The organism is Flavobacteriales bacterium, assembly GCA_021739695.1.
Taxonomy (GTDB): domain Bacteria; phylum Bacteroidota; class Bacteroidia; order UBA10329; family UBA10329; genus UBA10329.
Map to the genome: position 1 here is coordinate 76741 of JAIPBM010000006.1, position 20413 is coordinate 97153.

A 20413-nucleotide genomic window follows, 5' to 3' on the forward strand; every position below is an offset into this window, starting at 1 on the left:
AATCAGTTCTTGCTATCTAAAACAAGTGTTACGTGGTTTGATCTTTTTCTAATTCTATGTGCTCGGCCCTGTGGAGCTGTCTGCAATCTTTTCAATGCTCGTCCACCGTCTACCGAAATCTCCTTCACAAAAAGTGTTGAAGCATCAACGGTTCCGTTGCTTTTCTGCTCGAAATTTGAAAGAGCAGAAAGCAAAAGCTTTTCAATTCTTCCTGATGCTTCCTTCGGATGGAGTTTCAACGCGTATAGCGCCTTATCAACTTCCATTCCTCTCACCATATCGGCCACCAATCTCATTTTCCTTGGTGATGTAGGCACATTTTTCAATGAAGCGAAGTACTGCGTCTTTCGCGCTTCCTTCATTGCATCTGCCATCAGTTTTTTTCTCTTTCCCATTGCTTTAAGCTTGGAGATACGCTTTTATTACTTCTTACCTTTTCCGTGTCCACGGTATGTTCTCGTTGGCGAGAATTCACCGAACTTGTGACCTACCATGTTCTCAGTTACATAAACAGGGATAAACTTGTTCCCGTTATGCACAGCAATAGTAAGACCTACAAAATCTGGACTGATAACTGATCTTCTTGACCAAGTTTTGATCACAGTCTTCTTTTTGCTTTCTTGGGCTTCAACAGCTCGTTTTTCAAGCTTGAAATCTATAAAAGGCCCTTTTTTAAGTGATCTTGCCATTACCTAATTACTTCTTTCTTTTTTCAACTATGTACTTGCTGGAAGCTTTCACTTTGCTTCTAGTCTTGTATCCTTTTGCAGGAATTCCCTTTCTAGATCTTGGATGCCCTCCAGAGGACTTTCCTTCACCACCACCCATTGGGTGATCAACCGGGTTCATTACAACTGCTCTAGTTCGCGGTCTTCTTCCTAACCATCTTGATCGTCCTGCTTTACCAGACACTTCCAAGCTGAAATCACTATTCGAAACTGTTCCGACAGTTGCTTTGCAGGTTACGAGAATCATTCTGATCTCTCCTGAAGGCATTTTCAATGTTGCATACTTTCCTTCTCTGGCAACCAATTGAGCATAAGAACCTGCGCTTCTGGCAAGAATTGCTCCTTGTCCTGGTCGCAATTCAATACAGTGAACTACTGTACCCATTGGAATTTCACTCAGGAATAAGGTATTACCAACGTTTGGTGCAGTCCCTTTACCAGATAGAAGTGTTTGACCTACTTCAATTCCTTTAGGAGCAATAACGTATCGTTTTTCTCCGTCAGCATAATAGAGAAGTGCAATACGCGCATTTCTATTTGGATCATACTCGACACTTTTAACCGTTCCAGGAATTCCATCCTTGTTACGTTTAAAATCGATGATACGGTACTTTCTCTTGTGACCACCACCAATGTAGCGCATGGTCATTTTACCAGTGTTGTTTCTACCACCTGATTTGCTCTGTCCCTGTACCAAAGACTTTTCAGGTCTATCAGTAGTTACAGTTTCAAACGTACTAGCGACTTTATGTCTTTGTCCCGGAGTAGTCGGGTTCAGTTTTCTTACAGCCATGGTCTATCAGATATTGCTATAAAAATCAATGGATTGTCCTTCGGCCAGCGTAACAATAGCTTTCTTCACTGCAGATGTTCTTCCTACAATAAATTTGCTTTTGGTGTTTCTGCTTCGCTTTTTCCCTGGAATAATCATTGTGTTAACAGACTCAACATTAACGCCATACATCTTCTCCACGGCCTGCTTTACTTCAACCTTATTGGCCTTTCTATTGACAACGAAACCGTACTGACCGAGCTTAGCGCCCATGTCCGTCATTTTCTCAGTTATCAAAGGTTTAACAAGAACTTCCATCGCTTTATTAGCTTAAACTTTTCTCAATTGTCGCAATTGCACTCTCCGAAAGGAGTAGATTATTTGCGTTTAAAATACCGTAAGTGTTTAATTCTGACACAGTTACGACTTTCGCACCCTTCAAATTTCGGGAGGACAAATATATGTTTTTATCCTGCTCATTTAGAACTAGCAAAGTTTTTTTGTCTGATAGCTTCAAATTAGCCAAAAACTGAATGTATTCTTTCGTTTTTGCGGCATCGAATTTGAAGTCCTCAACCACTGTAATGGCATTATCATTGGCCATTAGAGACAAAGCTGATCTACGAGCTGCTTGCTTCAGCTTTTTGTTCAACTTGAAGCTGTGATCGTTTGGACGTGGACCGAATACTCGACCTCCACCTCTCAACAATGGGCTTTTGATGTCCCCAAAACGCGCTCCACCAGATCCTTTCTGCTTTCTGATCTTACGTGTACTTCCACGTACTTCAGATCGCTCTCTAGAGCTGCTGGTACCTTGGCGTTGGTTGGCCAAATATTGCTTTACGTCTAGGTAGATGGCATGCTCATTCGGAGTTATTCCGAAAACGTCTGCGCTCAACTTCACTTTTTTGGAAGTTGCCTTACCTGCTTTGTCTACTACTGCTAATTCCATTATTACTTCTCTACAATAATGTATGAACCTTTAGCTCCTGGAACAGCACCACTCAAAACAAGTAGATTTCTTTCTGCATCCACAGCCAAAACCTGAAGGTTCTGAACTTTAACTCTTTTATCACCGGTCTGTCCACCCATTCTAAGGCCTTTGAAAACCCTAGCAGGATAAGAACATGCACCAACTGAACCCGGGTGACGTGCCCTGTTGTGCTGACCGTGAGTGGCTTGACCAACTCCAGCGAATCCATGACGTTTTACAACACCTTGAAATCCTTTTCCCTTTGATTTGGCGACAACATCCACGTAATCTCCTTCTACGAAGATATCTGCTACTCCGATCTCAGCTCCCAATACGGCAGACTCAAATTGTGTGTAGCCATGTGTTGTTCTGAACTCCACCATCTTACGCTTCGGCTCTGTTTTGGCCTTTTTGAAGTGACCATTGAGCGCTGAAGTAGTTCGTTTGGCTTTGCGTTCGCCAGTTCCTAATTGAATAGCTGTGTAACCATCTGTCTCAGTAGTTTTTACTTGAGTGACAGCACACGGTTCAATTTCGAGAACGGTACATGGAATGTTCTTACCTGTAGCATCGTACAAGCTAGTCATTCCTATTTTCTTTCCTATAAGTCCAGACATGACCTAATTATTTACTGGTTAACTCTAACGTTATACTTTAATCTCCACTTCTACTCCACTTGGCAATTCCAGTTTCATCAACGAATCAACTGTTTTAGCCGTGCTGCTGTAGATATCCAACAGTCTCTTGTAAGAGCTGAATTGGAACTGCTCTCTCGACTTTTTGTTAACGTGCGTAGAGCGAAGCACCGTGTAGATCTTTTTGTGTGTTGGCAAAGGAATCGGTCCACTAACGATGGCTCCGGTTGCTTTTACTGTCTTCACAATTTTCTCAGCGCTCTTGTCAACCAAGTTATGGTCGTACGATTTGAGCTTTATTCTTATTCTCTGTGTCATGATTCTTATTGACTAGTTAGGGTTTGAGGCATCAAACCCCTCTACACTTTTTCTCCTTTTACACGTGCAATTACTTCTTCAGAAACGTTTCTTGGACATGGCTCGAAGTGATCGAATTCCATGGTAGATGTCGCTCTACCTGAAGTAATCGTTCTCAATTGAGTAACATATCCGAACATCTCTGAAAGTGGCACAAGACATTTAACAACCTGAGCTGTTCCTCTGCTGTCCATTCCTTGCATCTGACCACGTCTTCTGTTAAGGTCACCCATAACGTCTCCCATGTTCTCTTCTGGAGTAACAACTTCAACCTTCATGATCGGCTCAAGCAGCACTGGACCTGCTTTTCTAGCAGCTTCTTTGTAAGCGATCTGCGCGCAGATTTCAAACGAAAGGGCATCCGAGTCAACCGCGTGGAATGATCCATCATTCAAGGTCACTTTCATCGTGTCCATTTTGAAGCCAGCCAATACACCATTGTTCATGGCCATTTTGAAACCTTTCTCAATAGATGGGATGAATTCTCTTGGAATGTTACCACCGCTGATCTTGTTTTCAAACTGAAGACCTTCTCCAACGAAATCTGCATCAACAGGTCCCAATTCGAATTGGATATCAGCGAATTTACCACGACCACCAGATTGTTTCTTGTAAACCTCGCGGTGTGCAACCTTACCAGTGATAGCCTCTTTATAAGTTACCTGTGGAGCTCCTTGATTAACCTCAACCTTGAACTCTCGTCTCAATCGGTCGATGATGATCTCAAGGTGAAGCTCGCCCATACCAGAGATAACTGTTTGACCAGAATCTTGATCTGTGTGTACAACAAAGGTTGGATCTTCTTCTGCCAATTTACCAAGAGCAACACCCAACTTATCCATGTCGGCCTGTGTCTTAGGCTCGATGGCCAATCCGATCACTGGCTCTGGGAAATTCATTGATTCCAGAATGATAGGAAACTTCTCATCGCAAAGCGTATCGCCTGTTTTGATGTCTTTGAAACCTACCGCAGCACCTATATCACCTGCTTCGATGAATGGAATTGAGTTCTGCTTGTTTGCGTGCATTTGGAAGATACGTGATATACGCTCTTTCTTCCCTGTACGTGTATTGAATACGTAAGAACCAGCCTCCAATCTTCCAGAATAAGCACGGAAGAAGCAAAGACGACCTACGAATGGATCGGTAGCAATTTTAAACGCAAGTGCTGAAAATGGCTCTGAAACCTCTGGTTTTCTGCTTACAGGCTCATCCGTGTCTGGATTGGTTCCTGTGATGTTCTCCATGTCAAGCGGGCTTGGCATCAATTCCATCACGTAATCCAACATGGTCTGCACACCTTTGTTCTTGAAAGCAGAACCGCACAACATAGGGATTACCTTATTGGCTACACATGCTTTACGAAGAGCCGAAATAACTTCAGCCTCTGTAATAGATGCTGGATCATCGAAGTATTTCTCCATCAAGGTATCATCGAAATCAGCAACTGACTCCAACAATTTCTCTCTCCACTCATCTACTTCAGCCTTCATATCAGCAGGAATTTCTACTTCCTTGAAGGTCATTCCATGATCATCCTCGTTCCATACCATTGCACGGTAGTAAACAAGGTCAACCACCCCTTTGAAGGTCTCTTCTGCTCCGATAGGCAATTGTAATGGAACTGCATTACCACCCAACATTTCGCGCACTTGCTTAACGACTTTCAAGAAGTCAGCGCCTGAACGGTCCATCTTGTTTACAAAACCAAGACGTGTAACGTTGTAATTATCGGCCAATCTCCAGTTAGTCTCTGATTGTGGCTCAACACCATCAACAGCAGAGAAAAGGAATACAAGACCGTCCAATACACGTAGCGAACGATTTACCTCAACGGTAAAGTCAACGTGTCCTGGTGTGTCAATGATATTAATCTTGTAATTGTCGTCTTTGTATTTCCAAAAACATGTAGTAGCAGCTGAAGTAATGGTGATACCACGCTCCTGCTCTTGCTCCATCCAGTCCATAGTAGCGGCACCATCATGCACCTCACCTATCTTGTGATTAACACCTGCATAGAAAAGGATACGCTCAGTAGTTGTTGTCTTACCCGCATCAATGTGGGCAGCAATACCAATGTTCCTTGTATATCTTAAGTCAGCCATCTTCTTTCTACTACCTTATTAGAACTTGAAATGAGAGAAGGCTTTATTTGCCTCTGCCATTCTCAATGTATCTTCTTTCTTCTTGTAAGCTGCGCCTTCTTCTTTTGCAGCAGCAATGATCTCTGCAGCCAATTTTCTGGCCATCGATTTATCATTACGTTTTTTAGCATACATGATCATCCATGTAATACCCAATGCCAATTTTCTTTTTGGACGAACTTCGATAGGAATTTGGAAGGTAGACCCACCTACTCTTCTACTTTTCACCTCAACAGGAGGCATGATATTGTTCAATGCTTTTTTGAACACATCCAACCCGTTCTCCTCTTCGCCTGCTTTTTGATCAACGATAGCAATGGCATCGTAGAAAACAGTAAGCGCTACACTTTTCTTTCCATCAAGCATTAAGCTATTGACGAAACGAGTTACCAAAGTATCCTTGAATTTAGGATCTGGAACTAACTCTCTTTTTTTAGGAATCGACTTTCTCATTGTCTATAGACTCTTAATGCTTATGCTTTTTTCACCTTTGGACGTTTCGTACCATACTTGGAACGACCTTGTTTTCTATCACCAACACCTGCAGTATCCAATGCACCACGAACGATGTGGTAACGAACACCTGGAAGGTCTTTTACTCTACCACCTCTTACCAACACAATAGAGTGCTCTTGTAGGTTGTGTCCTTCTCCACCGATATAAGAGTTAACCTCTTTACCATTGGTTAGACGAACCCTTGCTACTTTTCTCATAGCTGAATTCGGTTTCTTTGGAGTGGTTGTATATACTCTAATACAAACACCTCTTCTTTGCGGACAAGAATCTAATGCAGCCGATTTACTTTTATTAGTAATCGTCTTTCTTCCGTTCCTTACAAGCTGCTGAATCGTAGGCATAGCGCGGCTTTCGTTGATTTTTAGTTCAATACCCTATTATTTAAGGGTCGGCAAAAGTACAAACTTGTTGCTAAAAAACAAGCGGAAATAGATTAAATGCAAATTCTTTTTCTCACATGTGATTTTTAGATCGCCCTGAAATACAAAAACCCGCTGAAAAGCAGGCTTTTAAGTCTTTACATCAGGTATCTCTTGACTCAGATAAAACATTCATAGACTTAGCCCATCGATTATGACCTTGAGCAATTAAATCAAGCGAATGACCATCCATAATGCATGGCTCGTGCTTAAAAAAAGAAAGCCGCTATACAAGCGGCTTCTTTATTCATTATGAATACGATTCTATCTGATAAGCGTCACGTCTCCGTTAAACTTATAGTCGGTTACTTTTTCTCCGTCCACTCCTTTGGCAGTGATGACATAGAAGTAGGTTCCGCTATTGAGTTCAAGTCCGCTGGTAGAACGTCCATCCCAACCTGCAAGCGGTTGTGTCCATTCGTACACCTTCTCTCCCCATCGGTTGAATATCTCTCCTCTGAAATCGTAGATGTTACGGATCTTGAATGGGAAGAAGTCATTCTCAATCGGGTCTATCGGAAACATGTCATTCAGTCCATCGCCATTAGGTGTAATAACGTTTGGAACAATGATCAACGAAGTTGGCTCTACGGAAACACCATCTGTGATGGTCATGGTATCGGTACAACCCGTTACATCGTTGTAAGCCACCAAAGTGAGGCTGAAAGTTCCAGAATCGGCATAGAGGAATTGGAACGAAGCTGTATCGTACGTGGTGATGGTGTTTCCATCGCCAAATATCCATTGGTATGCAGTTCCTCCTTCGGAAAGGTTGGTTACAGTTATTTCAAGTGGCTGCAAACCTGCCTGTGGGCTTAGGCTGAAATCTGCGTTAAGCACAAATGCAGGTGGGTTGATGGTTGCTGTGGCCTGTGCAGTACATCCGTTGCCATCTGTAACTGTTGCAGTAAAGCTGCCTGCTGGAAGCCCCAACGCTGTACTTCCTGTTTGATTGTCTGGATCATTCCAAGAATAACTGTACGGCAAGGTTCCGCCTGACACTTGTGTTTCTGCCATTCCATCTTCAGAATAATCGCAGGTAATGGAAGTGGTAGATGTGACAGTGATAACCAATGCGTCTGGCTCGGTAATGTTGACATTCAACCACTGTGCAGTGCAACCGTTAGCGTCTGTAACTAATGCCGAGTACGTTCCAGGAGGCAGTCCACCTGCCAACGCGGTTGACTGTGCCGTTGGGTCGTCCCACAGATACGTATAGCCTGGAGTTCCTCCTAAGGCACTCACTTCTGCCAAACCATCGGATGCACCATTGCAACTGACGTTCTGTGTCTGAGCAAGGGAAAGTACGATCGGTAATGGTTCTTGTACCAAGATGTTCTGAAAATCGGCCGTGCAGTTATTGGCATCGGTAACGGTTACAGAATAAGATCCGGCAGGAATACCCGTGAGCGGATTTCCTGAAATGTTACCCGGATTCCACGTATACTGATATCCGGGAGTTCCGCCTGAAACAATTGCTTGGATGGATGCATCTGAAAGACCATTACAACTGGCGTTATCAATAGAAACAGCTATCGACATGGCGGAGGCCTGTGTGATAGTGACCGAGCCTGAAGTGGTGCACAGATTAGCATCAGTAACGATTACGTTGTATGTTCCTGCTGCAAGACCTGTAGCACTTGCGGTTGTTTGCAGGTTCGGGTCATTCCACTGATAAGAGAATGGAGCTGTTCCGCCCAAAGTAGTGGCAAGCGCAATACCATCGCTTCCACCATTACAAGACACTTGTTGATTTTGAACCGCAAGCAAGGTGAGAACTGCAGGCTCAGTTATGACCACCGTGATCGTAGTATCGCAGGTTTGAGAAGATGCCACTGTTACATTATAGGTTCCAGCTGCAAGACCAGAAGCTGTAGCTGTTTGCTGCGATGCAGGGTCATCCCAAGAATAACTAAGATTGGATCCATTGGCAGAAACCGTGGCCTGTCCGTTAGATTGTCCAAAGCAAGCTACTTGCTGATCGATAGTGACACTAGCAGCAAACGGAGCTGGCTGGCCTGTGACGACCGTATCGGTTGCCACGCATCCATTTGCATCTGTGACCTGGGCAACCCAAGAACCTACAGGTAGGCTTACTGCTGTAGCTGTATTCTGCGTTTGAGGATCATTCCATAGGTAAGTGTAAGGAGATGTTCCGCCAAAGCCCATCACAGAAGCTTCGCCTGTATTAGAACCGAAGCAGTTTGCATCGATGGTTCCGAAGACCTGTGCCGTCAAAGTATCTGGCTGTGGAATGACCACTGATTGCGTGACCATACATCCGTTAGAATCGGTCACCATCACATCGTAAGACCCTGCAGCTAAGTTGGTGGCAGTTGCAGCATTTCCTCCAACAGGCAACCAAGAATACGTGAATGGTGCTGTTCCTCCCGAAATACTTACGGTTGCTGCACCATCAGCCAATCCAAAACAACTAACGCTATCCACCACTGCTGTAAGCGTTGGAGGAATGATAACGGCAATATCGCCTAAGTGATATGTGCCGTCTGCGGCTACTCCGCCAAAACCAGTTCCACCATTGATAAGCACACTTGCACTGATCACGTTCGGTTGGCAAGGGCTTTGGAAAATTTTGATTCGACCGCCTGAACCGCCACCTCCAAGATTACCACCAGTTCCAGCATTTGCAGAACCACTGCTACTTCCGCAAAACAGAGCGCTGTAATTGCATCCTGAAGTTCCTGTTCCTCCTGTTCCACCATTTCCTCCGTTTCCACCAATAGAACGAAGCGTACCTGTAATAGTTGAAATGCCATTGGCCTGAAGAAGGATTCCACCACCAGAACCTCCACCAGCGCCTCCGCCACCGCCAGCACCTGATGAAAAAGTACGTTCAGCGCAATCGTTGCAAGCATCAGAACAGCAATCGGTTGTTGTACCTCCGTTTCCTCCATTTCCGCCTACTCCACTTGTAGACCCATTGACAGAGATGTTTCCAGCTACGGTAAGGTCGCCAGTGGCGTAGAGAGCAACAAGGCCGCCTCCTGCCCCACCAACAGCACCAGTCGCGCCATTGGAAGCACTCTTACCTCCACCACCTCCTCCAGCTCCACCAGAACCAAGGTCTATATCTGGACCAGTAGTTGTTCCGTACGTTCCTCCGATGACCCCACCTGTACCACCTGTACCTGCAGTTGGGCTAGCGCAACCAGTTATACTCATTCCTGAAAAGTTACCTGAATTGTATGCTGCACCTGCACCACCAGCTCCGCCTTGCAAGGCCAAACCTCCATAGCTTCCGCCTCCAGCACCACCAGCACCTCCAGCTCCGCCAACAAATCCATATTCATCGCCAAAATTCTGACAGGCCTGTTTTGGTCCCATGCCAAGAGAACCACCATTTCCAGAAGCCCCTGAACCTGGCCCAGAACCAGCAGCCCCTGCGGCACCACCATTGACATCAATGACCAAACAGTTGTCTTTATCCAAACATCCGGTAAGTGCACCAACGTTGTTTCCTGCAGCACCGCCCGTACCACCGGCTCCTCCTAAAAATCCAGCACCATCAGCAATGATATCTCCAATGACCTCAATATCTGAGGCATTGATTATCAGCTCCCCACATCCTCCACTTGAATAAGGCGTGACGGTGCAAACCACACCAGCGTCAACCCTAAAGGTTCCTGTGATGTTGTAGGTGCCTGAAAGCGATGTATTGGACGAAATAATAAGGTCTCCTGCAATAGGCGTTGTTCCGCACTGCGCGAACAAAAGATTCACGTTAAGCAGCAACGAAAGGCTTAGTATGGCTAGAAAATAAATTTTTCTCATGGTATCAAATAAAACAACACTTAAGTGGTTGTCACGCAACGAGCAAAGCTATGATTTTTAGATAGATGTGATACACCACCTGCGCACGTGAGGCGCGACCATCGAAAGTGTTGAAAACCAATACAAAATGAGGATTCGAATGGTGATCATTGAATCTTCGATTCCTAATTTTACCGCCAATATGGAGTATTTAAACGAACTGAACCACGAACAGCGAAGAGCTGTTGAACAGATAGAAGGTCCCGTAATGATTATTGCTGGAGCGGGATCTGGAAAAACAAGGGTGCTGACCTACAGGGTTGCACACCTGATCAACAATGGATTTGACCCCTTCAACATTCTGGCGCTGACGTTTACGAACAAGGCTGCGAAAGAAATGCGTGCTCGAATTGAAGCCATGGTAGGTGCCGAAGCTCGAAACATTTGGATGGGCACGTTCCACTCTGTGTTCGCCAAGATCCTTCGTTTTGAAAGTGAACGACTAGGCTATCCTTCCAACTTTACCATTTACGATACGGCAGACTCCAAAAACCTTATCAAAGCCATTCTCAAAGAAGAGGCTTTGGATGACAAAACCTACAAGCCAAGTTTGGTTCTTAACCGAATATCAGCGGCAAAGACGAATCTCATTTCTGCCAACGAATACCTAAAAAATGATGAGCTCATCACGGAAGACCGTATGAGCGCAAAGCCAAAGTTGGGTATCATTTACAAAAAGTACTCAGACCGTTTGTTCAAATCAGGTGCAATGGACTTTGACGACCTACTCTACTGGACGAATGTTTTGCTTCGCGATTTTCCTGACGTTCTGAACAAGTATCAGAATCGGTTCAAAGCCATTATGGTTGATGAGTATCAGGATACCAATTATGCGCAATATCTTATCGTAAAGCGCCTTGCTGCCAAGTTTGAAAACATCTGCGTGGTAGGAGATGACGCACAATCGATCTACGCTTTCCGCGGAGCGAATATTGAGAACATTCTGAATTTCAAGAAGGATTATCCTGACGTTCGAACGTTTAAACTGGAGCAGAACTACCGTTCAACCAAACATATTGTAGGCGCTGCCAATCATGTAATTGAACAAAATCAGGACAGACTGAAAAAAACGGTTTGGACAAGTAATGATGATGGTGAACGCATAAATGTGGTCCGCACACTGACGGATAATGAAGAAGGCATGTCTGTGGCCCGTTCGATCTTTGAAACAAAGATGAACAACCAAGCAACCGAAAAGGATTTCGCCATTCTCTATCGCACCAACGCCCAATCGCGTTCTATTGAGGAGGCACTTAGAAAAATGAATTTGCCATACCGCATCTACGGTGGTCAAAGCTTCTATCAGCGTAAAGAGATCAAAGACCTTGTATCTTACTTTCGAATGGTCATCAATCCTCAAGATGAGGAAGCGTTGAAACGCATTATCAATTATCCTGTACGTGGCATAGGTAAGACGACCATCGAAAAGGCCATTGTACTTGGTAATGATTGGAACAAGGATATCTGGTCCATTATCAGCGATCCTCAAATATTGTATTCGCAATTCAACGCTGGAACGGCAAAAAAACTGGAACTCTTCGTCAATATGATCCGCAGTTTTCAGTCGGAATTAAAAACCACAGACGCCTATGAGCTTGGATCAAGGATCGCTTCGTCCTCTGGAATATTGCGCGACCTTCATGCGGACAAATCTCCTGAAGGAGTAAGCAGATACGAGAACATTCAAGAGCTTTTGAACGGTTTGAAGGAATTCGTGGAAGATGTGCCATCCGAAGACGAAGTTGTTACTGAACCGGAGCCAAAGACGCTTGATCGCTTCACAGCTGATATTGCCCTTTTAACAGATGCCGACAAAGACAATGACCCTGAAAATCGGGATAAAGTATCGCTGATGACCATCCACGCCTCGAAAGGACTTGAGTTTCCATACGTGTACATCGTTGGGTTGGAGGAGAATTTGTTCCCATCTCAGTTGTCATTGAGTTCGCGTCCGGATCTGGAAGAGGAACGGAGATTGTTTTATGTAGCTCTCACAAGAGCAGAGAAACAAGTGAGTTTGAGCTACGCTGTAAGTCGCTTCAGATGGGGAAATCTTGTACATAGCGAACCAAGCAGGTTCATAGAAGAAATACCGGAAAAACATCTGAACGTAACCGCCTCAAAACCAACGATCAATAATAATTCCATACCTTCATCGCCTTGGACTAAAAAGCCCCAATTCAACACTACAAACAATCAATCAGGAACCGTGAGCAGAGCAGACATCAAATCCAGGAATCTTACCAAATACGATGATAGTAGAGAACCAGGAGAGCTTGACACAGGAGGTGGCACAAGTGAGCACTTGAACCGAATGACCCTTGGCACCGAAGTAATCCATGATAAATTTGGAAAAGGTGAGATTATCGCAATGGAAGGTATTTCCCCAAATATTAAGGCTACGGTGTTTTTTCAAGGAGCAGGAAATAAACAACTGCTTTTGAAATTCGCCAAACTTAGAATAGTTGGTAAGGCGAAGCAATGAGCAACGATTTGTTTTCTCCAGAAGAGGAAGCCGAAGATCTGATTGTTGGAGGAACATCGCTGGATGCAGCGATTCCTGTAGTTGCAGCCAAAAAGAAGAATATTGAATGGATTGAACTGATCGGTTCATCCTTCCTCTATGCTTCTGCTTACTTACTCCTCTACATTTTTTATGATTTTATTACAGCCTTGGCTGCCGCCCACTTTGGATTGCAGCCAATTCTGAAATACGACACGATTATTTACACTGGCGGTGAATGGTATCCACATTGCGTTAAACGTACGTTCGTGGTTGGTGCAGTTGCCATCGGGATCTTAGGGTTTCTGTTTTATGGCTTTTTTCTAGCCTTGCGAAAATCGTACATCTTCGTTCGTCTGTTTCTTCTTTGGGGCAGCCTCATTTCTTTCGCAATCCTCGCCCAGCGTATGATTGCTGTTCCTTTTGCGGGTAATTTCGAGTACCGGAGATTGGATTCCATTGCATTTGAACTAGCAATTTTCGCGTCCTATATGTACTATAAACCAAGTACCGAATGGGCTATTGGCTTCTTGGGTTTACTGCTTACCGTTGGAATAGGGATTCTATACGCGAAACCATTTCTTCAAACAGCTTGGTCATCAAAACAAATAGGGTCAGAACTTGAGCGTTACCGCTTTTTGAGATACCAAGTATTACTTCCAGTCGTTTTTGGCGGATTGCTGGTTATCGTTGTTGTTTATCCTGTTAATCTTATCCCTAACACGATCACGTTCATCGTATCTCTTGTAAGCTTATTGATGATGATTATCCATGCTATGCTGATGGGTTCTTTCAAAATACCCCGTCAACAAACTTGGGAACGCTGGCCTATTGTTCCAACAATTGTTTTTGTCCTTGTCATTATCCTCATAAAGACGGTGCTAACAGAAGGTATTGAGATTCCGAATCTGAATCTGTACAAGTTCATTGGTCCATCAACCGATCTTTAACGTATACTGTAAGGTAAAACTTCGGGGCGCTTCCATTATCCCTGGCCGTAACGAATAAAACTCGTTGAGAAAATTCTTAACGATAAAACCAGCTGTAGACCTTTTGGAAATGCGGAAAAGCAGCCTTGCGTCCATCGCCCAAACACCTTTCTTATTAAGCGCCCTATATTCGGTAAAGCCAGGTAAGAACGTTTCAAATTCAGAATCGATTCTGTTCATATAGCTATTGTACGCCACAGTGTATCCAACTGTGAATTTCCAAAGATCCATTTCAACATCCGCTTTGAATACGTTAGTGATTCTGTATTTAAGGATGCTGGACGTAGCTGTCAATGAATCGCTATGCCTGATACTACTGAAGAAATTCTGAAGATATACTTCAACGTTCTGTTGAGTAGTATCTGTTTGAAGATCTGCAGGATAATTGAATGTATAGCCTAAATATGCTCTTACTGGAATTGACCCCAGTTTCCCTTCACCCTGAAGACCAAATTCAACACCGGCAACACGGGCCTTACTTACGTTAAACGGCTTGAAGCCTAAGATCGGCCCATTAGGATCTCCAACATCGAAGATCCCGAATCTGTACTCGACCATATCTCGGAATTCCATCCAAAATAATGCAAAATCAAAATTGGCGTTCCAATTAGATAATCGAAATCCTTGCTTCAGCCCCAACTCTGCTGACCATCCATGCTCGGATTTAAGCTCGCTGTTAGGCAAAACCTTGATCGGCCCTAAACTGGCATCAATGAATTTCTCTCCGATACTGGGGAACCTGAACGACTGACCGAACGAAGCCCTAATATTTGTCTTTTTAGCCACTTCAAAATTAGCCCCTACGCGAACAATCGGAAGACTCGTTTCTTTTCGAAGAGTGACGACTTCATTCCATTCATTTCGGATACCGACCAATAACGAGATCTTATCAATAAATTTCTTCTCCACTTGAGCGTACACAGATGGGTTGTGTGTTACGATCGTTCCTGCTTCTGGATAAAGTGAACTAAAGCTCCATACATATTGATATTGAACCCCAGCGGTGACCCTGAAATTATACTTGAACTCATTCTGATAACGAACATCGAAGAACATCACGTTCGATGCAGACGGGTCTTCCCAATCATCATTCCTTCTCTCAACTCGGTAATAGCGGCTTTTGAGAGAAAAGATACCGATCTTACCTGCGGTGTATTGAACCCAAGGATCAATATTCACGAATGTGTACTTATCCGTAGATGAAGTTCCATCAAGCGGTTTATAGGCTCCGTCTGTGTTGTTTGCCCAAAGGGTAAATCTGCCCGACTGTTGATATTGACCAGAACCATTGAGACCATACGACAATCCTTGAATTTTAACACTCTGAACCCTGGTTTTGAAATTGAGCCTGAATGCCTGACGATGACCTCTCTGCAAATAGGTCAAATCTGAGCTACCATGAGCTCCGATCACGAAATCAACGTTCTTAACCTTCTGCCTATGCGAAAAGAACACACCTGTAAACACTGGACTGAAGGTCTTATCCCACCATCGAGCTTCTTCCACTTTAGGGTTACCGTAAATTCCCTGATAAATCCGGAACGTGGTTTCAGGTTTTTCCGTTCCCCAACCTGTTCGGACATTTATAACGCCATTCATTGCGCCTGACCCGTACAAAACGCTAGACGAACCTTTCACTACTTCAATTTGCTGCGCAGTCTCCATTGGAATGGCACTCCATTGAATATCTTTCAAGTCACCAGTAAGCAAGGGCACGTCATCAACTACCAATTGCACACGGCTTCCTACACCATAGCTATAGCCGCCACCCCCTCTGATCGAGGCCTGCCCGTCCAAAATGGTAACCCCAGGAACTTTACCTACGGCTGCTTTAAGGTCGGGCGATGCTGTATTTTCAACCAAATAAGGTTGAACAACATCAACACTCACCATCTCTTCACTTAACTTCTTCTCATATTGACTTCCTGTTATTACCACCAAATCCAATGTGGTACTTTCAATAGCCAATTTTGTATTGAACTCTATTGTTTCACCCTCTTTGAAAACAAAGGACTTCTTCAATGTCTCATACCCGATGAATTTGAAAGTGATATTCTGCTGTCCGGGTTTTAACTGTAGCGAAAAGTTTCCATCAATGTCAGTCGAAGTACCCACATTATCTTGGTTGAAGATATTGACCCCAATCAGCGTTTCGCCATTAGCGTTATCTGTGATTTTTCCTTTCAGCGTTTGCGAAAAAACAGATATCGGTAGTAATAAAACCAGTAGTACAATCGTTAAAACAGACTGCCTCATGTTGAATAGATTTGGGGCGCAAGTTAGATAACAGCTGTAAAGACCCTGTTGATGTATTCGATTATTTATGAAATAAAAAGTGTTAATACATCGCCTTAAAACTGAGCATATTCACAGCCTGTGAGTAAAGATTCCCGTTTGAAAAAAAATGTAGTTTTGCACGCATCCGTAAAATTTGACTTTCTAGCAGTAAGTAAATGAAGAATATTGGCAAAAACATAGGCGACATTGTAATTGTAGCACTGGTAATCCTTTTTGGTGGATTGATTTTTTTCTCCGCAGTGGTTGGACGACAAAATGAATATCTGATGCTTGGTGGCGGACTGATCCTGATCATTGGAATTTTTGCCGTATTGATCAAGATGGGATTGCTGAATAACACGATTCAAAAAGTACTTTTCTTTACCTTCCTACCACTTGCTGCTGTTACGGGGTACTTCGCTTACCGTTCTATTCAGGCTCCTATTGAATTCAATATTGAAAAGGAAAAGAGATACGCTAAGGTGGAGGCCAGACTGAAAACAATCAGAGATTGGCAACTTGCTTATAAGTCTGTCTATCGCACATACGCTTCAGATTTCGATACGCTCATCAATTTCGTGAACACAGATTCATTCCCAGTTATTAGAGCGTTAGGAACTGTGCCTGATTCATTGACAGAGCAGCAAGCCGTTGATATGGGATTGGTTACCCGTGACACGATGCACGTCAGCGTTCGCGATTCGCTTTTCAAATTGGGTGGAGACATTAACGATGTGAAGTTCATTCCTTATAGTAAGTCACAGCCATTTGCAATGGAAAGTGGTATCATAGAAAAAGGTCAAGTTAAAGTTCCGGTATTCCAAGTGAAAGCATCCAACGTGTACATATTCGATGGTATTGCGCCAGAATATTACGACCCACGTCTAGGCTTAGAAGTCGGCTCAATGACCGAACCGTCAACTAGCGGAAACTGGGAATAAGCGTTTGACTTCTTCCATTTTCAAACAAGAGTTTCATCTGAAGGCCGATAACGAGCAGGAAACTGCTGGTGTCGGTCTTCTTTCGTTTGTCAATATTTCAAGGTCTGGTGTACAGCTTTTAAAACGAACAAAAGCATTCAAAGCTGTAGAATTCCAATCGTTCCTCTTTCCATATTCCAGTGTTAATTCAATTTGGGCTCAGAACGTTCTTGAAGTACTTAAGCATCCTGAATTCGTAACAATAGAAGGAACCGAACCGTCCTACTTTATTTCTGACCGTTTTAACACGCTTATTCCTGCCCCGCTATTTTCAGAAAAGCAACAAACGAAGAATTTTGAATTTGTATTTGGTGAGTTGGAAAGCGTGAACGTTGTACAACAAACTATGACCAGTTCTGATTCGGTTGGTCTTTTTACTATTCCAACGGAGATTGCAAATGTTACAGGAACAGCTATTTCATCTTCATTCCTTACTTGGATTGATGCAGGTTCAGAAAAACCGACAAAAGCAGTTGCGAATGTGTTGGTGGAAGATCATCAGTTCGCGTTGGTCATTTTCAAAGAAGGAAAACTCGCGTGCTCAAATTGGTTCCAAATCAATAAAGCCGATGATGTTCTTTACTTTTTGATGGCAGCCTTGGAAACCCTCAAAATTCTTCATTCTGAAATTGAAGTTGTTTTAAGTGGTAATGTATCAAAAAGCGATGAAGTCCATACATTGCTGAATAAGTTCATTTCGAAATTATCTTTTTCCAAGCGCCCTAAAAATTTGAGCTATAGTTATTCTTTCGCCCAACTTCCAGAACACAGATATCCATTCATATTTGCTGCAGCATGCGCATAATCAGTGGTTATCATAAAGGACGCACCATTCGTCCACCAAAGAATTTGCCTGTTCGCCCGACAACAGACATGGCCAAAGAGGGCTTATTCAACATCCTGAACAATCTAGTCGATTTTGACGAGCTGAACGTGCTAGATCTTTTCTGTGGAACGGGAAACATCAGTTTCGAATTCGTTAGCAGAGGAGCCGTTGCGGTTACAACCGTGGATATGAATGCGAGATGTGCTGGTTTTGTAAAATCCACCTTCGATGAACTTCAATATAAATCAGGAACGGTTGTTAAAGCGGATGCATTGAGATTCGTGGAATCTTCGAAAAGCAAGTGGAACATGATCTTTGCGGACCCTCCATATAGCTACGAGAATTATCAGGAACTAGTGAAGACAATTTTGGAAAAAGGCCTGTTGGACGCAAACGGACTTTTGGTGGTTGAGCATCCGGCCGAAGTCGACTTCAGCACCATTCCAGCGCACACTCAAACCCGCAAATACGGGCGTGTGCATTTCAGCTTCTTTGAATTAGAATCGTAGGAAGAAATCCTTGGTCAATTCCTTATACTCGTCAGAATAATCGTGGCGTTTATCCGATTTCTCAATCATGAAATCCTTTCTGCTCGGTTCGCCAACGTTTTCCTTCGTGAAATTCACTAATAACCGAATCTCAGGATAATCAGGCTGTGGAAATACATCCAGCACATCTTTAGGGAAGAATCCTTCAGCTTTTGCTGACCGACAAAAAACGTCATACTCCGTTTTTGGAAAAATAACTGCAAACCTTCCTTCGGGATTGAGCAGTTTGCTCACGTGCGAAAAAAGATCTTGCGGCTTAAGCGTTATTGTATGTTTCGCTAAGCGGATGGAAACATCTTTGGAAGGCTGCGAATGCGAGAAGAACGGAGGATTGCAAACCACTAGGTCGTAGTGCTTCTCGCGCTTCACGAATTCAGCAACATCCTCATTATACACAAACATATTCGAGAAAGGCGAACAGGAGACATTCCTAATAGCTTGCGATGCCGCAATCGGATTGATCTCAATCGAATCAATGGATACCTTGGCCCGTTGTGCTATCATCAACGATATCAGCCCTGTTCCAGTGCCAATATCAAGCACCTTATCCCCGTCCAATACTGGAGCCCAAGCGCCAAGCAATACGCCATCTGTCCCAACCTTGAAACCACCGGCCGAATGGTACACCCTGAACTTCTTGAACTGAAAATACGGTTCAGCCATTCACGTAAAGATCGATCAGACCATCAGGTGCCTCGATATGGATCGTTCGGGCATCCTCATCCACTTCTTTAACAATAGCTTCAACCCACGGAATAAGAATGGTCTTTTCCCCGTGGCTAATTTCCAAAATTGGATGCTGAGGGTTTTCCAGAACGCCAGAAACCACACCAATTAAGCCTTTCTCTTCATCAAACACCTCAAAACCGAACAACTCATCAGAAGCATCTGCTTCGGGAGCTTCAAATCGCTCGCGCTCCAGAAAAAGCTCCTTCCCTATCATCTGCTCTGCTTTGTCCAGCGAATCGACACCTTCAATCTTCATGATCAACTTATCGCGCGTTGCAAAAGAGCATTCTTCCACAAAAAAAGGAACCGGTCCACCCTGTAATTGGATGAAGACCGGTTCGTCTTTTTCTAGTGCCGGAACTCCAGCACTCTGTATGTTTACTTTAAAAGCTCCTTTAAGTCCATGAGACCGAATAATGGTTCCAAGGACCTTCAGATCAACCACGCTTATTCAGCTGGTTTTTCTTCCTCAGATGCTTCTGCAGCAGGAGCTTCTTCAACTGCTTCTTCCGTAGCAGCTTCCACTTCTTCCGCAAGCGGAGAGTTTTTAGCAAGTACTTTAGCGGCAATCGCAGCTTTCTTAGCCTCTTCAGCTTTCAAAGCATCAGCTTTTGCTTTCTCTTTTGCTTTCACAATAGAGTCAGCTCCAGTTTGGATCTTCGAAGACTTATCGTTCAACCACTTTTCAAATTTGGCATCAGCCTCTTCCTGAGAAAAAGCACCTTTCTTAACTCCACCCAATAGGTGTTTCTTATAGAGAACTCCCTTGTAAGAAAGAATTGCCCGACACGTGTCGGTAGGCTGAGCTCCATTCTCCAACCACGTCAACGCACTATCAATATTAAGCTCGATAGTAGCTGGGTTCGTGTTCGGATTGTAAACTCCCAACTTTTCAATATTCTTCCCATCTCGTGGGGCGCGCGAATCGGCTACTACAATATGAAAAAATGCGTAGCTTTTTCTTCCGTGTCTCTGCAATCTAATTTTAGTTGGCATATGACTTTATTAATTGTTTAAAAATTTCGGGCTGCAAAAATGCGATAATCCTTACGAATAAACAAGCACCTTTTCCAATTCATTTTCAGCAAGTTAAAAATCTCCTCATTTGGGGGTTCCCCCAAGCTGCGCAAGGGGTCGGGCTTTCCGCTCATACTCCTCGCTACGCTGCGGGGTATCCGCTCCAATC

General features: G+C 43.8%; 20 protein-coding genes. 5 read left to right on the top strand and 15 right to left on the bottom strand.

Annotated elements, in window-relative coordinates; genetic code table 11:
* Window positions 1-2: 2 nt before the first annotated feature.
* The 11 genes from rplV to K9J17_05315 all read right to left on the bottom strand — a co-directional run bounded on the left by rplV (window position 3) and on the right by K9J17_05315 (window position 10336).
* Window positions 3-395, bottom strand: coding sequence for a 50S ribosomal protein L22 (gene rplV / locus K9J17_05265; protein ID MCF8276126.1), 393 nt, complete (start codon window positions 393-395; stop codon window positions 3-5).
* 27 nt (window positions 396-422) lie between these two features.
* The gene (gene rpsS / locus K9J17_05270; protein ID MCF8276127.1) at window positions 423-689 is read right to left on the bottom strand and encodes a 30S ribosomal protein S19; all 267 of its coding nucleotides are present in this window, start codon (window positions 687-689) and stop codon (window positions 423-425) included.
* Window positions 690-696: 7 nt separating this feature from the next.
* On the bottom strand, window positions 697-1521 hold the full coding sequence (gene rplB, locus K9J17_05275; GenBank protein ID MCF8276128.1) for a 50S ribosomal protein L2: 825 nt from the start codon (window positions 1519-1521) through the stop codon (window positions 697-699).
* Between the two features lie 6 nt (window positions 1522-1527).
* Window positions 1528-1818 carry a 50S ribosomal protein L23 gene (gene rplW, locus K9J17_05280; protein ID MCF8276129.1) on the bottom strand — a complete coding sequence of 97 codons (291 nt, stop codon included), beginning with the start codon at window positions 1816-1818 and terminating at the stop codon, window positions 1528-1530.
* Between the two features lie 7 nt (window positions 1819-1825).
* Entirely contained in the window at window positions 1826-2452 is a 627-nt protein-coding gene (rplD, locus tag K9J17_05285; GenBank protein ID MCF8276130.1) for a 50S ribosomal protein L4, read from the bottom strand.
* 2 nt (window positions 2453-2454) lie between these two features.
* The gene (gene rplC, locus K9J17_05290; protein MCF8276131.1) at window positions 2455-3090 is read right to left on the bottom strand and encodes a 50S ribosomal protein L3; all 636 of its coding nucleotides are present in this window, start codon (window positions 3088-3090) and stop codon (window positions 2455-2457) included.
* Between the two features lie 30 nt (window positions 3091-3120).
* The gene (gene rpsJ, locus K9J17_05295) at window positions 3121-3426 is read right to left on the bottom strand and encodes a 30S ribosomal protein S10 (protein MCF8276132.1); all 306 of its coding nucleotides are present in this window, start codon (window positions 3424-3426) and stop codon (window positions 3121-3123) included.
* A gap of 41 nt (window positions 3427-3467) precedes the next feature.
* On the bottom strand, window positions 3468-5570 hold the full coding sequence (gene fusA / locus K9J17_05300) for an elongation factor G (protein ID MCF8276133.1): 2103 nt from the start codon (window positions 5568-5570) through the stop codon (window positions 3468-3470).
* An 18-nt stretch (window positions 5571-5588) separates the two neighbouring features.
* On the bottom strand, window positions 5589-6062 hold the full coding sequence (rpsG, locus tag K9J17_05305) for a 30S ribosomal protein S7 (protein ID MCF8276134.1): 474 nt from the start codon (window positions 6060-6062) through the stop codon (window positions 5589-5591).
* A gap of 20 nt (window positions 6063-6082) precedes the next feature.
* On the bottom strand, window positions 6083-6466 hold the full coding sequence (gene rpsL, locus K9J17_05310) for a 30S ribosomal protein S12 (protein MCF8276135.1): 384 nt from the start codon (window positions 6464-6466) through the stop codon (window positions 6083-6085).
* Window positions 6467-6808: 342 nt separating this feature from the next.
* Window positions 6809-10336, bottom strand: a complete 3528-nt coding sequence (locus K9J17_05315; GenBank protein MCF8276136.1) for a gliding motility-associated C-terminal domain-containing protein — start codon at window positions 10334-10336, stop codon at window positions 6809-6811.
* A 181-nt stretch (window positions 10337-10517) separates the two neighbouring features.
* Between K9J17_05315 and K9J17_05320 the strand changes: the two genes are divergently transcribed.
* Window positions 10518-12860: a UvrD-helicase domain-containing protein gene (locus K9J17_05320; protein MCF8276137.1), complete on the top strand. Its 2343-nt coding sequence runs from the start codon at window positions 10518-10520 to the stop codon at window positions 12858-12860.
* On the top strand, window positions 12857-13828 hold the full coding sequence (locus K9J17_05325; GenBank protein MCF8276138.1) for a hypothetical protein: 972 nt from the start codon (window positions 12857-12859) through the stop codon (window positions 13826-13828). The genes K9J17_05320 and K9J17_05325 overlap by 4 nt, the downstream gene beginning before the upstream one ends.
* Here the strand turns inward: K9J17_05325 and K9J17_05330 are convergent.
* Complete coding sequence (locus K9J17_05330; GenBank protein MCF8276139.1) at window positions 13814-16123, bottom strand: TonB-dependent receptor; 2310 nt, start codon at window positions 16121-16123, stop codon at window positions 13814-13816. The two genes, K9J17_05325 and K9J17_05330, sit on opposite strands and share 15 nt — an antisense overlap.
* A gap of 197 nt (window positions 16124-16320) precedes the next feature.
* On the opposite strand from K9J17_05330, the gene K9J17_05335 reads away from it, so the two are divergent.
* From K9J17_05335 to rsmD, 3 genes are read left to right on the top strand one after another with little or no spacing between them, the layout of a single operon-like run.
* Complete coding sequence (locus K9J17_05335; protein MCF8276140.1) at window positions 16321-17085, top strand: hypothetical protein; 765 nt, start codon at window positions 16321-16323, stop codon at window positions 17083-17085.
* 4 nt (window positions 17086-17089) lie between these two features.
* A complete protein-coding gene (locus K9J17_05340) occupies window positions 17090-17929 on the top strand; it encodes a DUF3822 family protein (protein ID MCF8276141.1) in 840 nt (279 codons plus the stop codon).
* Window positions 17920-18459, top strand: a complete 540-nt coding sequence (gene rsmD / locus K9J17_05345) for a 16S rRNA (guanine(966)-N(2))-methyltransferase RsmD (protein ID MCF8276142.1) — start codon at window positions 17920-17922, stop codon at window positions 18457-18459. Before K9J17_05340 ends, rsmD begins: the two co-directional genes overlap by 10 nt.
* Here the strand turns inward: rsmD and K9J17_05350 are convergent.
* From K9J17_05350 to K9J17_05360, 3 genes are read right to left on the bottom strand one after another with little or no spacing between them, the layout of a single operon-like run.
* The gene (locus K9J17_05350) at window positions 18448-19161 is read right to left on the bottom strand and encodes a methyltransferase (GenBank protein ID MCF8276143.1); all 714 of its coding nucleotides are present in this window, start codon (window positions 19159-19161) and stop codon (window positions 18448-18450) included. The two genes, rsmD and K9J17_05350, sit on opposite strands and share 12 nt — an antisense overlap.
* Window positions 19154-19672 (bottom strand): ribosome maturation factor RimM, encoded by a 519-nt coding sequence (gene rimM / locus K9J17_05355; GenBank protein MCF8276144.1) that lies wholly within the window; start codon window positions 19670-19672, stop codon window positions 19154-19156. Before rimM ends, K9J17_05350 begins: the two co-directional genes overlap by 8 nt.
* A gap of 2 nt (window positions 19673-19674) precedes the next feature.
* Window positions 19675-20223, bottom strand: a complete 549-nt coding sequence (locus tag K9J17_05360) for a 30S ribosomal protein S16 (protein ID MCF8276145.1) — start codon at window positions 20221-20223, stop codon at window positions 19675-19677.
* Between the last annotated feature and the right edge of the window lie 190 nt (window positions 20224-20413).